A 14,414-nucleotide genomic window follows, 5' to 3' on the forward strand; every position below is an offset into this window, starting at 1 on the left:
CAGAACTACGGATGGGAACACAGCGTCGTTTGCCACCTGCGTGTCGTAAATGCCTTCGTGGACCACGACACGATGCGGCTTGTCGATGAACTTTGAGGGCATCGAACGGCGATCTGCTGATCGCTCATTTAATATCGGGTGTCAGCAATTGCGGATTCACTCATGGCGGTTGATGGCGGCTATACCGCGGCTTGACCTGCGATTGGTGGAGGCCAGAATGCTTCCCGACAGGCCAGTTCACGCTTCTTGTGCCCTGGCCTAACAAAGAGAACACCAGCTCGTCGTACGAGTGGAATTGGAGAAAAAAGTGGAGATCCAGCTAAGCTATAATCTTGTGAGTTCGCCCACCGGCATGCGCAAGGCCGATCTTATTGCCGCTGCACTGGAACAGGCAGCTTGGGCAGACGACAAGGGCTTCGATCTGGTAGAGCTGGCCGAGCATCACGGCTCGGAAAGTGGCTACCTCCCTTCGCCGGTGTTGCTCAGCGCGTCTTTCGCCGCTTGCACCAGCAACATGCGGATATGCCCGACGATCATCGCACCTTTCTATGATCCCGTCCGATTGGCCGAGGATCTGTGCATGCTCGACAACATCAGTGACGGTCGGCTCGACGTGATTATCATCGGCGGCTGGGTACCGTCCGAATTCGAGATGTATGGCGTGTCCCCTGATGATCGCGGCCAACTGATCGAACAAACCTTGCAAGTGCTGCGCTGCGCGTTCGATCGACAGCCCTTCGAATTTGACGGACGAAAGGGCCGGATTACTCCTCCACCAGCATCGCCACGAGGGCCGAAGATTTTCGTTGGCGGCGGCGTCAAGGCTACCGCGAGGCGGGCAGCGCAATATGGCGACGGCTTCTTTCCGATGACGCATGCCACGGGGTATGCATCGCTTTACCGGGATCTGTGCGCCGAGTTTGGAAAGGAGCCCGGTCAGGTGATCAACTGCCCGGTGCAGAACATCTATCTGGCGCAAGATCCTGATCGGGCGTGGGACAAGATCAACACCTACGCCATGGAGTGCAACAACTTCTACACCAAAGCCGCACAGACGACGGACCAGAGTGTCCCGCAACAAGATGTGTCGAGCAGCGAAGAATTGCGGCGGCAAGGCTTGTTTCCGGTCATGACCCCAGAGGAATGCATCGCCTATTGCCGCGCTCAACCCGACGGCACACGCATCATGGTTCAGCCATCGCTTGGCGGGATGCCACCCGAACTTTCGTGGGAGAGTCTGGAGCTCTGGGCAAACGCCGTCCTGCCGGCGTTGAAGAAAGAGGGAGCCTGATACCGGTTCTCAATCGTAAAGTAGCCGAATGGTCGCGCTGCTTCTGGCGGAGAACCGAAGGAAGTGCATCGAAGATCATTTGGCATCGGTGCAGTCGCCGCTTGTCCGAGCTGATGTGCTCCGCTGTCGTCCACAGGCGCCGCGTTGCAAACAAGGAAAGCGTCCCACTGAAAGGAAGAATCATGTTGGACAAGTCGGGCGCGCGCTTACCGGGGATTGCTGGCGCCGCAGGTGTTGCATTGGGGGTCATGAGCATAATCATAGCGTCTGCTGTGACTGCTGCGCCATCTGACAGCCAGCTTGAACTGGGCCGAAAAGTTTACGCGAAAAACTGCGCCGCTTGCCATGGCGGCACATTTGCCGGCGGCTTCGGCCCCCCCCTCAGCGGCAAGACCTTTGTAAGCAAATGGCTCTCCGCCGATCCTGACGCATTTGCCGCACACGTCCGGACAATGCCTCCGTCCGATCCTGGCGGCCTCGGCGACGAGGAGTATGAAGCACTCACAGCACTGCTTCGGATCGTCAACGGGCTTCCGGAAGGACCGCCGTCTCGACCCGGGGCAAAGGCTGAGCCAACTGGTGAGGCACCGGTTCCGAATCACGAAGGCACAGCCATCGCCGGGCCGGTCGACGAGACTTACCAGAAGTACCGGGCCAGCTTGCAGGCGCTAGTAGACCGTCTGCCCCCAGTGACTGATGCCATGCTGCAGAACCCCGATCCCGCAGATTGGCTGAACTGGCGACGTACGCGGGACTCACTAGGGTTCAGCCCGCTCAAGCAAATCAACAAGGACAACGTCGCCCGGCTCAGTGTTGCATGGGCGCTGCCGTTGGGGCCTGGCTCTAACGGGATAACACCCATAGTTCACGGTGGCGTGATCTTTGTCGACAGTGGGAGCGTCCAGGCGCTTGATGCGAGGACGGGCGACGTTATCTGGCGTTTCAAGCGCAAGGCGAAACCCGCACGGCTGCCAACGACCCAGGCGCATGGACTCGCCATTTATGGCGATTCAATCTACCAACCCACCACGGACAACCATGTGATCGCACTGGATATGCGAACTGGCCAGGTACGTTGGGACACTGTGCTGGCGGCGGATCCGAAGGACTTGCTGCAAATCCTTGCGGCGCCGCTGGCCGTAAAGGGCAAGATAATCCAGGGCATGTCCGGTTGCCAGGGCACGGCTTACAAGGGCGGTTGCTTTATCTCCGCACTCGATGCCGCAACCGGAAGGGAAGTCTGGCGCTTCCACACGATCGCACGGCCGGGCCAGCCTGGTGGCGACAGCTGGAACGGTGCTCCGGTTGATGGCCGCTTTGGAGGGTCCGTCTGGACAGCACCCAGTTATGATCCCGACCTCGACTTGCTCTATGTCGGAACCGGGCAAACTTACAACATCTCGACGCTGCTCGGCAAAAAAACGGGCCGCCGTGGGCAGTCCAATGATGCGCTGTTCACCGATTCCACCCTGGCATTGCGCCCCGACACTGGTGCTCTTGCTTGGCATTATCAGCATTTCCCGGGGGACGTCTGGGACCTCGATTGGGCCTTCGAACAGACAATTCTTCCTATCGACGGTCGCAAGACCGTCTTAACCATCGGCAAGCTCGGCATCATCGATGCCCTGGACGCGAAAACTGGACGCTACCTATGGTCGAAGGATCTGGGCCTCCAGAATCTTGTCACCGCCATTGACCCCAAAACCGGGCGCAAGACCTACGACCGTAATATGCTACCGACCCAAAACGAGCAGAAAACGGTTTGCCCGGGCGCGTCGGGCGCTCGTAGCTGGCCGGCCACTGCAGTTGATCCCGGTACGGGCAAGCTATTTGTGCCCATGTCGGAAGGCTGTATGTCTATCACGCTGCTCAGTACGCCCGACAGCGTTATGGGCGGTATGGGCGTTGAGCTTATCAAACGCCCCGATAGCGACGGGAATTTTGGCCGCTTGGCTGCGGTTGACTTGTACGGCCATAAGGACGGCTGGACCCATCGCGGCCGCGCGCCCAGCGCGAGCGCGATCCTGGCCACTGCTGGCGGCCTGGTATTCGAGGGCACGCTTGATCGCCGGTTCCGCGCGCGCGACAGTGAAACTGGCGACGTTCTTTGGGAAATTCGGCTTGATGACAGCCCGCATGCTTATCCGATCTCCTTTATGGCGGACGGAAACCAGTATGTGGCGGTGGTCACCGGCGGGGGAATGCCCTTGGATCAAAGCTTCCGCATTTTCACCCCCGAGGAGCAGGCGCCAATCCGCCAGCGCACCTTGTGGGTGTTCAAGCTCTCAAAGTGACGGAATCTCACCTCGAAGCGGTCGACGCAGCATTCCACTCCGCCATTGCGGCGGATCGGAGATGAGCAGCATTGATGTTGTCGTGCTGGACTGATGCTTGATCTTGCATGAGAAGAGTAGATGGTGCGCTTGATTGATCCAAGGCGAATGACGCTCCGCAAAAGGACATTTCGATCGGTGTCGCACCGGCGAGGCACCGAGCACCGCCTGCTGGTAGATCAGCGAATCCGCAGACCTTGCGCCTTGCTCTGCGTGACTCGCCGCCGAGTCTTTGACGGATCGTGTTAAGTGTCAAACGTGTAGGGTTGCATCAGCCTTTGGGGTAATCCAAAAAAGCGAGTGAAAACCGCTATGCTGCAGGTTCGCCGGTTGTTCGGATCTACATAATGCTAGATCGTAAAATTTCTAAATAACAATAAATAAGTAATAAATAATGGAGGGAAAATAATGAATAAATCTGACCCGTATATAGCAGTTTTGCGCTTTCAGGTCTCCGCGCACCTGTGATGCGCTTGGACTGGGCAGGCCGCGCGGCTGGTCGCGTGACGAATAAGACTCTTATATGCACAAAAGAGGGGATTTAATCATGCAGTCGACATTACGCGCTTTCCGCGTTGGGTTAAGCCTTGGATGTGCGGTGGTCGCCCTGCCGGCTTATGCTCAGCAGTCCGCCGCGCCATCGCCTGACGCTCCCGTTGGTGGCGTATCGGCAATGGCCAGAGATTCAGCTTCGGCGGGCGATATCATCGTCACCGCACAACGACGCGACCAGAGCCTGTCCAAGACGCCCGTCGCCGTGGCGGTCGTCACCGGCGATATGCTGGCGAAGGCGCAGATCGTCTCCGAACTGGATCTGCGCACCGCGACGCCTGGCCTGACGATCAAGGCTTCGTCCGGGTCAAACCAGCTCAACTACGCGCTTCGCGGGCAGTCGCTCGATCCGTTCTCCGCTTCGCGCCCGGGCGTACTGCCCTATATCAACGAGGTCCAGATCGGCGGTGGCGGCGGCGCGTCGGCATTTTACGACATGCAGTCAATTCAAGTGCTCAAGGGGCCGCAGGGCACCCTGTTCGGTCGCAGCGCCACGGGCGGCGCGGTGCTGTTCACCACGGAGCAGCCGAAGGACGAATTTGGGGGCTACCTCAGTCTTTTGGGCGGCAATTACCGCGCCAGGAAAATCGAGGGCGCGCTGAACATCCCCATCTCACCGGAGACGGTGTTGGCGCGGGTCGCCGGATTCTACAGCGAACGGAACGGATTCCAGAGAAATCTGTACGATGGCAGGCGCCTGGGTGATTACGAGCGCTATGGCTTACGCGGAAGCGTGAAAATGGAAAGCGGTGCGGTTACCAACAACCTGGTAGTGGATTACTTCCATGGCAAGGGATCGGGGATTATCCCCGTGCTTTCCGGCGTCGCTCCCACCGGATTCCCACTGACGGCGTTGTATGCGGGCGTGGCCACGCCGCAGGATCGCGCCACCGGCATCGCCACTCTGCAGGCGTTCCTGCCGCCCGCGCTCGCGCCGCTGGTCCCGCCCTTCTATGACGCCTATTTCGCCGCTCCCGGACGTCCTGCGGGGGGTGTCAACCAGATTCTGGCCGAGCAGGCCGCACGCGGCCCGTTCAAGGTTTCCAGCGACGCGCTGAATGTTTTCCGAACGAAAAATCTGATCATCACCAACAAGACCGTGTTCGAGATCGCGCCTGAGACCGAAATCAGGAACATCATCGGCTATACCAATCTAAAGTCTTTCAACGCCTTTGAGGTCGATGGCACGCCTTATGGCATCGTCCAGAATAATTTCGCAAACGGCAATGGCAGGGGCGTCAGGAACCTGACCAAGCAGTTTTCCGAAGAGTTTCAGATCGCGGGCAAGGGCCTGGGCGGCAGACTGGATTATGTCGTCGGCGGATATCTCTCGGACGAGAGCGTGCTCCAGAACAACTATACCGTGGTTCTCGACCTTCTGCTGGGCGGTTCGGTCAGCGACTATCTCGCCAGGCTGAAGAACAAGACCTATGCCGGTTACGCGCAGGGCACCTATCAGCTGAACGACAGCGGTCTGGCGGCGACCATCGGGGGCCGCTACACCTCTGAAAAGGTGCGCAAGCTCACTCTGCCCAGCGACAGTAACCGGGTCACCCTGGGTGAGCCTGCGCCAGCAGGCTTCTCCTATGACAAATCGGCGACCTTCAACAAGTTGAGCTGGGCGTTCGGGATCCAGAACCAGTTCAACCCAAATACGCTTGTCTATGCAACGACGCGGCGCGCCTATAAGAGCGGTGGCTTCAACGCCGGGGCCCTGCCGAAAGACGGCCCTGCGGCAAACGGCGGCGACAGCGTCGCGGCTGAAAAGATGACCGATGTCGAAGTCGGCCTCAAATATAGGGATAATGCGAACGGCCTGCCCAAGCGTATCAGCATTGCTACCTATTATGAGTGGATCAAGGGCCGCCAGACGATCACCTACTACTTCCTGAACAATTCCACCCAGGGCGCCACCGCCAACGTGCCGAGCTCGAAAGTCTATGGGCTTGAGATCGACGGCCAGATCGGTCCCGTGAGCGGTTTCACGCTCGGCGGGTCCTTCAACTACACCCATGCGCGATTTGGAGCGGAACCGGTGGTCATCATCGGTGCGCCGCCGGTGCGGTTCGATGCCTACCCGGACACGCCCAAATTGTCTGGGGCCGTCTATGCCGAATATGCGGTCCCGGTATCCGGCACGATCGAGGCGGTGGTGCACGGCGACGTGTACGCGCAGTCGAAGGCCAACAGCGCCACGCGCATCGTGGCCAATGAGGGATCGGTTCTGCCCGGCTACCTCCTTGCGAACTTCCGCGTTGGTCTCAATGATGACGAAGCGGGCTGGTCGTTGACTGCAAATCTCAAAAATGCGTTCAACAAGGTCCACTATATCGGCGGTCTGCCCCTGGGTCAGATTTTGTCCCTCAACACCCGCGTGCCGGGCGACCCGCGGACGTTCACTGTGGAGGCGCGCTTCAATTTCTGATGCGCTGTGGGAAAGCGCGGGCTGCCTAGTCGCGGTGGTAGCTTTCCTGGTTACAATGCCGGCGTGGAAAGGTGCGGGTCGTCGCCAGCGACGCGTGCACCCACGCCGGCGATCGTCCGGCACGACGGGCTGTGTTGAAACGCCCGGCGCAGCGCCGATCGATAACCAGTCATCGGTCATAAAATGGCCGGGCATCGGAGAAGGATGGGAGTCATGGCGCGAGAGGTTAGGTCATTCTGTCGGATCTGCATGGGCGTGTGCGGAACGCGGCTGACGATCGAGAACAATCGCATCCTGTCCATCCGCGGCGATCGCGACCAGATGCTGAGCCGGGGCTATGCCTGAACTGATGCTGCGCGGGGAGTCCTACTGGACCGGCAAGATCCAGTTCGACGAGTTCAACACCCCGATCCTGGCCCAGAAGGCGTATGACCGCCAGAATGCCTTTGTAACATTCGTTCCGGAAGGCAGGCGTTTCAAGGTGGGCGGCTTCGTCAAGAATATCGGTGACGTCGAAACCAAAGGTGGAGCTTACTACAACGGCTACACTTTCCAGAACTCCGCCGTCTTGAACATCCACCGAACTTACGGCGCCGAAGTTAACGTCAAGTTCCAAGTACCGATACGCACAACCGCAGGTGTACCAAAGAGGCGTGTCATATGGCCCCTCAGCGGAAGCCCTGATTCCATGCCCGAGGTGCATTGTCACATGGGGCGGCATCGGCGAGTATCGTACGTGCGACCTAGCCGAGTAGTAAGGCCCGCCAAATCTTTGAACGACCGGATTACGGAGCCGCCATCGTGCGGTTGCCTAATGGAAAACTGAAAAAGGACGAATTCACTATGAGCTGTTATCTGATCGCCGCCATCGATATCGCAGATGTGGAAACCTACAAGCTCTATGAGCAGGCTAACATCGAAATGGCGAAGGTCCCTCAGGATCTGGAGTTTCTGGCGGCTGACGAAAATGTGCTGCTGCTTGAGGGAAAGCTTCCGGGGAAGCGAGTCGTAATGGTCAAGTTCGATTCCGAAGAGAAGCTCAAGGAATGGTACTATGGCGCTGCTTATCAAGCAGCCGCGAAGATCCGGCAGAAAGCAGCGCACACGTCATTCGTCATCGGTGTTCACGGCTTCCAGATGTAAGAAATGTCGCTTTTGACGTGCTGACACCGCGTCAGCACGTCAGGGCCGCATTCACCATGAGTAGCATTTCAAATGCGTGGAATTGTCCTCCGGATAGGTGAACATGGAGATAGCACTCGGCCGTGGCTATAGGGGCCCCAGAAAAGGGGGGGCGATACATGGCCCCGAGCCTTTCACGGACATAATCGGCAGTGCGACGTAACGACGCTCGCCCTGCGCGGCTCATCGGCGCCGGTTGCTTCAACGACTGCAACAGGACAGATGCTATCCGCGATTTTTCCTGAACTTCGTTGACGCACCTAACATGATAAGATCTGCATTGAACATCCAACTATCGAACATCTCGTCGATGGAACACCCGCCTTCCATCCAATCTCTTACGGGATTGTTCAGAACCGACAAAAGCTGGTAACTGACCTCCCAGTGTTCCTTTCTCACTTCCAAGACTCCGAGATTTGTTCTTATAAATGGGAAGAAATGTCTCGCGCTGTTTTTGACAAGTTTCTGATAGAGATCATAGTCGGAAAACATAATCCGCTCTGCCGCCGCGACATAATCGGGATAAGCCTCCGTTACTTTTCGGCAAGTGCTCAAAAAACAGGACAACGGATTTTCGACGTGGTCCATTCCAGCTGTATGTAATAATATTTGATTACTGAAATCCAATAAGGACATCGTAATGATATCATTTTTCGCCCCAACAAGGTTGTGTATGTTTTGACGAGAAGTGTCGCATTCTTGCGCCAGGCGCTGCACTGTCAGCGAGGAATCATCACCTTGGGCGATCAAGCGCCTCGCTGTTGCCAAGATAAGCCGACGCCGTTGATGCTGCGCCCCGATTTGTCCATGCGGTAAGGCGCCGCTCGCCTGGGGGGTAAACGGGCATGGTGGGACATCTCGTACCAGCGAAATCATCGAACGATCCCGCGACGTTGCACAGGCATCATCCGAAGTGATGCTACAACGGGCATAAGCTCATCCTCTCCTGGTCAAATGGGATAACACTCATCACGCGTTCATGCAAACCGGCACGTGGGCACCTCCAAGAACTTGTCGCAAACGGAGGGGCCTGATCCGATTCATCTGTGGACATCCGGTAATCGCGACGGTGACTGAGTCGCTGGTAGTGTAGCGGTCCGGGCGTTCTTGCCCGGTGGTTTGACCATCGGAGGCTATGATGATCCACTATGTCCGTCTGGACGCGTCGCGGAAGATGACGGCGATCTGCGCCATCGATGTGCAGGGCCAAAGACCTTGGCGAGATCAGTGCGGCTCAGATCGTCTGCCTAGATGCTCGTATTTTCCTCGGGTCTGCGGGTGACCTCGTGACGAAGAGTCGAGTTGGAGGTGGGGGCTCGACCACGCTGTTGACCGCAAATCTCGAAATGCGTTCAACAAGGTCCACTATATCGGCGGTCTGCCCCTGGCAGATTTTGTCCCTCAACAGCCGCTTGCCGGGCGACCCGCGGACGTTCACTGTGAAGGCGCGCTTCAATTTCTGATGCGCTGTGGGAAAGCGCGGGCTGCCTAGTCGCGGTGGTAGCTTTCCTGGTTACAATGCCGGCGTGGAAAGGTGCGGGTCGTCGCCAGCGACGCGTGCACCCACGCCGGCGATCGTCCGGCACGACGGGCTGTGTTGAAACGCCCGGCGCAGCGCCGATCGATAACCAGTCATCGGTCATAAAATGGCCGGGCATCGGAGAAGGATGGGAGTCATGGCGCGAGAGGTTAGGTCATTCTGTCGGATCTGCATGGGCGTGTGCGGAACGCGGCTGACGATCGAGAACAATCGCATCCTGTCCATCCGCGGCGATCGCGACCAGATGCTGAGCCGGGGCTATGCCTGCTTCAAGGGGCTGCAGGCGGAAGAGGCGCATCATGGCGCGGCGCGACTGCTTCACCCGCTTAAGCGGCAGCCGGACGGCAGTTTCGAGCAGATCGCTCTGGAGCAGGCGCTCGACGAAATCACGGCGAAAATGGGCGCCATTCTGGATCGTGACGGTGTTGAGGCCATCGCGAACTATATCGGCAATGGCGGCTCGTTCAACCGTACCGCCCATGACATGTCGGACAGCTTCGTGAAGGCGCTCGGCTCGTCGCAATTCTATTCGTCCATGACGATCGACCAGTCCGCCAAGCTGGTGTCGTTTGAACGCATGGGGGGATGGTCCGCCGGTACGCAGGACATCGAGGGCGCCGACGTCTATCTCGTCTTTGGCTGCAACCCGCTCGTTTCGCACTCGACGCTTAATTTCCTCTGCTCCGACCCCACCAAAAGGCTGAAGGAAGCCAAGGCTGCGGGAATGAAACTGATCGTCATCGACCCGCGGCTGAATGAAACGGCGAGGCATGCGGACCTGTTTTTGCAGCCGATACCGGGACAGGATACCGCCATCGCCGCCGGGCTGATCCGCATCGTCCTGGACGAGGGATGGCACGACAAGGAATTTTGCGATGCCCATATATGGCCTGAGAGCATCACGGCCCTACGGCAGGCGGTGGACATGTTCACGCCCGAATATGTCGAGCGGCGGGCGGGCTTGAAGCCGGGCGACCTGCGCGCGGTGGCGGAGATGTTCGCGCGCGATGGCAATCGCGGAGCGGTAGTGACAGGGACGGGCCCCAACATGGCGGCTCATTCCAATGTCATGCAGCATATGGCCGACAGCCTGACCATGATCTGCGGTCGGGTGCGTCGGGCCGGCGATCCTTCGCTGGTGGACATGACCAGCCCCGAATCGCCCGTCTATGCCGAGGTGATCCCAGCGTCCCGGTCGTGGGGCGAGAATATGAGCCGTATTCGCGGCGTGCGCATGCTAGGCGGCGAACGGCTGACCGGCACGCTCGCAGAGGAAATCCTGACCCCCGGCAAACACCAGATCAAGGCGCTGATGATGGTCGGCGGCAACTTGGCCGTGGTGTATCCCGATCAGCAGCGGATGGTGGAGGCGCTGCGGGCGCTGGAACTGTTCGTGGCGATCGAACCCTATATGACTGCGAGCGCGCGTCTTGCCCACTATATCCTGCCGCCCAAGCTGCAATATGAGCGGGCGGACCTGCCCATAGCGGCTGCCGGCTTTGCCCTGCTGACCAAGAACTGGTCGCAATATACCGATGCGGTTCTCGATCCGCCCGACGGGTCGGAAGTGGCGGATGACTGGTACATTTATTGGGCCATCGCAAAGCGGCTTGGCCTCACGATTGATTATGCCGGCATGGGGGCGATCGACATGGAGACGCCGCCCACCACCGAGGCGCTGCTGGAGCTTCGCATGCGCAACGCGCGCGTGACGGTGGACGAACTGAAGCGATATCCGAGCGGCAATATTTTCAGATTTCCTTCCGATCATGTGCAGCCGGCGCGGCCCGGTTCGGAAGCACGGATCAATCTGCTACCGCTCGATGTGGCCGATGAGCTTCACGCCTTCGCCGATACGGTGAAGGCGCATGCCCCGGCGGCGCCTCCGTCGCGCTTCACCCACCTGCTTATCTGCCGGCGGATGCGCGACATGTACAACAGCTTCGGAACTCATAATCCCCAAGTGCGCGCGCGTGTCCCCCACAATCCTGCCTTTCTCCATCCCGACGACATGCACGCGCTCGGCCTTGCTGAGGGGCAGCCAATCATTATCCATTCGGAGGCTGGGCGAGTGCGCGCCACGGCCAGCGGAGATGATAGCATCCGACCTGGTGTCATTTCCCTCTCGCATGGCTGGGGCGGGCTGCCGGAAGATGATGAGGCGAACGAGAACGGCGGCACCTGCGTCAATAAACTGGTCGATTGCACGCGACATGTCGAAGCGGTTAATGCCATGCCGCGCATGTCCGCCATTCCGGTGCGGATCGAGGCCCTGACGGACACCTCGCCGGAACCTGCAAACGCCTTCGCAACGACGGCAAACCCGCCTAGGTCGCCAGCGTCGCCACCATGCGGAAACTCCTGATGCCGTAGTCGCATCGCTGCAAACATGAGCCTTAGGGTGATCACCTCCACATGGCCGTAGGTTCCAGCCATAAGGTCGGGCAGGCGATTTGTCCGACCCGGACACCTAGGTAACAGATTGTACCTAAGACATGGGTAACAACCTCGTGCCGACCGGGTTGTCGAGTGGTTGCAAGCTGCGCTGCGCCAGATCGATATATCCGAGATTCATAGTGCATGAAGGAGACGAGCCAAACGCCGTCTTCGACCTCGTATTCCGACGGTTTGTCCGGCGAAGACGGTGGACGGATTAATCTTTTTGCGGTGCAGGCAGATGCGGCTGCAAGGCCGATGCGGGATGCGCTGAAGGATCGACAGGCCCCGATCACGGGGAACACCGCACGATCATGTCGATCTGCCGCTATTCAACAGAAATCACGAGACCGCGAGCACACCCGCATATCTCGGTTCTTCCAGCGCTTGCCCGGCGCCCATGGCTACGCAGATCAAGGGATCCTCTGCGATCACGACGGGTAGACCCGTCGCCTGGCCAATGACCATATCGATGCGCGTGAGAAGCGCGCCCCCGCCGGTCAGTACGATCCCCCGATCGACGATATCGGCTGCGAGTTCGGGAGCGGTGTTCTCGAGCGCCGTCATTACTGCCCGGACGATCTGGCTGACCGGCTCGACGATTGCGAGCGCCACTTCGGCCTGCGTTATCTTTAGCTCGATGGGTCGCCCGGTGACGAGATCGCGACCCTTCACGACCATTTCCGGGCCTTGGCCATCCGGCGCGTTGGCGGCGCCGATGCGGTGCTTAACCCGCTCGGCCGTGGCCTCCCCGATCATCAGATTATGCTTCCGACGCACGAACGACGAGATGGCATCATCCATCTTGTCGCCGCCGAAGCGAACCGAGGTACTGTAAGCCAAGCCGCGTAGCGACAAGATCGCAACTTCGGTCGTTCCGCCGCCGATATCCACAACCATGGCGCCCGTTGGCTCGGTAACAGGAAGGCCGGCGCCGATCGCTGCCGCCATGGGTTCCTCGATCAGAAAGACGTTCGAGGCACCCGCATTGAAAGCGGCATCGCGGATCGCCCGGCGTTCGACCGACGTGGATCCCGACGGTACGCAGATGACGATTTTCGGTCGGCGGGGAAACCGGCTTGGGCCTCCCAGCGCCTTGTCGATGAAGTGCTTGATCATCTGTTCTGCTACGCTGAGGTCGGCGATCACGCCATCGCGCAGCGGACGGACTGCCTGTATCCCGGCGGGCGTCTTGCCCATCATCAGCTTCGCATCGTTTCCGACGCTCCTGACGCGCTGAACGCCGTTGCGCGTTTCAAGCGCGACCACCGAGGCTTCGTTCAAGACGATACCCTTGTCACGCAGGTAGACGACGGTGTTCACCGTTCCCAGATCGATGGCCATGTCGTGGGAAGAGAAGTTCAATATTCGTGAAATAAACATATTCGAGCCGCTTCGCAGACTGGTCAGCCGGATGGCTCATCAGACTTCACGCTGCGCAGGGTTGGTCCTCGCGTCAATCAAGTGATCGTCGAACTGCCGCATTTCCAAGGCTAAAATCAGGCTGCTCCGGCTGGGCGCCGTTGTAAGGCGGAGCAGTGGTTCGGCGCGCCGCGCGGATCTTTCGACCTGTCGGTGATTGACTCGATCAGGTCGCTTTGACAGCACGCCCCCACGCGCTTTCTCTGCCGGATGAAGTCGGTTAGGATCACCGGATGAGCATTCGAATTGGCGTCGGGCCTGGCCTATATCAGCAGTTATCGAGCGACGACTATTGGCGCTGGGTCGCATTATGCGAGACCAGCGATATCGACAGCATCTGGCATTCGGATCAATTGCTTGGCCCCAGCCATGAGCCGCTCGTCATGCTTGCGGCGCTGGCGGCAAGGACCAGAAAACTCCGCTTCGGAACAAATGCGGTGGTGGCACCGCACCGCGACCCCCTGATTTTAGCCAAGCAATTGGCAACGATAGATTTTCTCGGCAGCGGCCGGCTATTGCCCGTCTTTGGCGTCGGCAATGCCAACGATCCGGTGTGGGGAGCAACGGGGCGCGACGCAAAAGAGCGCGGCAAACAGGCAAATGAGGTTATCTCGCTGGTCCGTCGCCTGCTGACGGAAGAAAGCGTGTCGTTTCAGGGCGAATATTTTCAATATCAGGATGTTCGAATAACCCCCCGTCCAAGCCGGCCCGTTCCTATCTGGATCGGGGGCGAATCCGAATCGGCAATTCGGCGCACGGCCGCTCTCGGGGATGGCTGGCTGGGCGGCTTCACCACCCCGGCCAATGCAGGCCAAGTGATCAAACGCATCAAGGCGGCGCTCGTTGAAACCGGACGCAGCATCGACCCGGATCATTATGGCGTAATCGTCCCGTTTCGGATTGGACCAGCAGATCATCCGAGCGTCATTTCGTTTCAGAAATTGCTGAACAATCGCGCCACCAGCGGGGCACCCTTTGTGGCGTCAGGCGACAGCGCTGCCGTGATCGCGGCCTTCCAACGCTATGCAGACGCCGGCGTTTCCAAATTCATCGCCATACCGGTGGTCGGCAACGCGGAGGATCTAATGACGCAAACACAGGAACTGGCAGCGAACATTTTACCCTTCGTTGAGGACCGATAGAGCTCCCATGGACACGGTTAGAGCAGGCTGACAGGCGCGTTCGGCGCGCCGATGGAGGCCAACATTCATCTGCCGATCGAATAAGCGCTCG

Annotated in this window: 10 protein-coding genes; 8 read left to right on the top strand and 2 right to left on the bottom strand. The window is 59.1% G+C overall.

Features of this window, described 5'->3' with window-relative positions; genetic code table 11:
• Window positions 1–307: 307 nt before the first annotated feature.
• From AAC645_RS17500 to AAC645_RS17525, 6 genes are all read left to right on the top strand, one after another.
• Window positions 308–1,291 (top strand): LLM class flavin-dependent oxidoreductase, encoded by a 984-nt coding sequence (locus AAC645_RS17500; protein ID WP_340317867.1) that lies wholly within the window; start codon window positions 308–310, stop codon window positions 1,289–1,291.
• 101 nt (window positions 1,292–1,392) lie between these two features.
• Window positions 1,393–3,585: an outer membrane protein assembly factor BamB family protein gene (locus AAC645_RS17505; protein WP_340317868.1), complete on the top strand. Its 2,193-nt coding sequence runs from the start codon at window positions 1,393–1,395 to the stop codon at window positions 3,583–3,585.
• Between the two features lie 712 nt (window positions 3,586–4,297).
• Window positions 4,298–6,601: a TonB-dependent receptor gene (locus AAC645_RS17510; protein WP_340317869.1), complete on the top strand. Its 2,304-nt coding sequence runs from the start codon at window positions 4,298–4,300 to the stop codon at window positions 6,599–6,601.
• Between the two features lie 213 nt (window positions 6,602–6,814).
• Window positions 6,815–6,946: a hypothetical protein gene (locus AAC645_RS17515; protein WP_340317870.1), complete on the top strand. Its 132-nt coding sequence runs from the start codon at window positions 6,815–6,817 to the stop codon at window positions 6,944–6,946.
• On the top strand, window positions 6,939–7,427 hold the full coding sequence (locus AAC645_RS17520) for a hypothetical protein (RefSeq protein ID WP_340317871.1): 489 nt from the start codon (window positions 6,939–6,941) through the stop codon (window positions 7,425–7,427). The genes AAC645_RS17515 and AAC645_RS17520 overlap by 8 nt, the downstream gene beginning before the upstream one ends.
• A gap of 17 nt (window positions 7,428–7,444) precedes the next feature.
• The gene (locus AAC645_RS17525; protein ID WP_340317872.1) at window positions 7,445–7,744 is read left to right on the top strand and encodes a DUF1330 domain-containing protein; all 300 of its coding nucleotides are present in this window, start codon (window positions 7,445–7,447) and stop codon (window positions 7,742–7,744) included.
• Between the two features lie 264 nt (window positions 7,745–8,008).
• Here the strand turns inward: AAC645_RS17525 and AAC645_RS17530 are convergent, their stop codons facing one another.
• Window positions 8,009–8,659, bottom strand: a complete 651-nt coding sequence (locus tag AAC645_RS17530) for a TetR/AcrR family transcriptional regulator (RefSeq protein WP_340317873.1) — start codon at window positions 8,657–8,659, stop codon at window positions 8,009–8,011.
• Between the two features lie 800 nt (window positions 8,660–9,459).
• Between AAC645_RS17530 and AAC645_RS17535 the strand changes: the two genes are divergently transcribed.
• Complete coding sequence (locus AAC645_RS17535; protein ID WP_340317874.1) at window positions 9,460–11,688, top strand: molybdopterin-containing oxidoreductase family protein; 2,229 nt, start codon at window positions 9,460–9,462, stop codon at window positions 11,686–11,688.
• Window positions 11,689–12,101: 413 nt separating this feature from the next.
• On the opposite strand, the gene AAC645_RS17540 is transcribed toward AAC645_RS17535, so the two are convergent.
• Window positions 12,102–13,142: a rod shape-determining protein gene (locus AAC645_RS17540; RefSeq protein WP_340317875.1), complete on the bottom strand. Its 1,041-nt coding sequence runs from the start codon at window positions 13,140–13,142 to the stop codon at window positions 12,102–12,104.
• Window positions 13,143–13,414: 272 nt separating this feature from the next.
• Here AAC645_RS17540 and AAC645_RS17545 point away from each other — a divergent pair, with 272 nt between their 5' ends.
• On the top strand, window positions 13,415–14,323 hold the full coding sequence (locus AAC645_RS17545) for a TIGR03619 family F420-dependent LLM class oxidoreductase (protein ID WP_340317876.1): 909 nt from the start codon (window positions 13,415–13,417) through the stop codon (window positions 14,321–14,323).
• The last annotated feature ends 91 nt before the right edge of the window (window positions 14,324–14,414 follow it).

The sequence above is a fragment of the Rhizorhabdus argentea genome, from assembly GCF_037861105.1.
GTDB lineage: Bacteria > Pseudomonadota > Alphaproteobacteria > Sphingomonadales > Sphingomonadaceae > Rhizorhabdus > Rhizorhabdus argentea.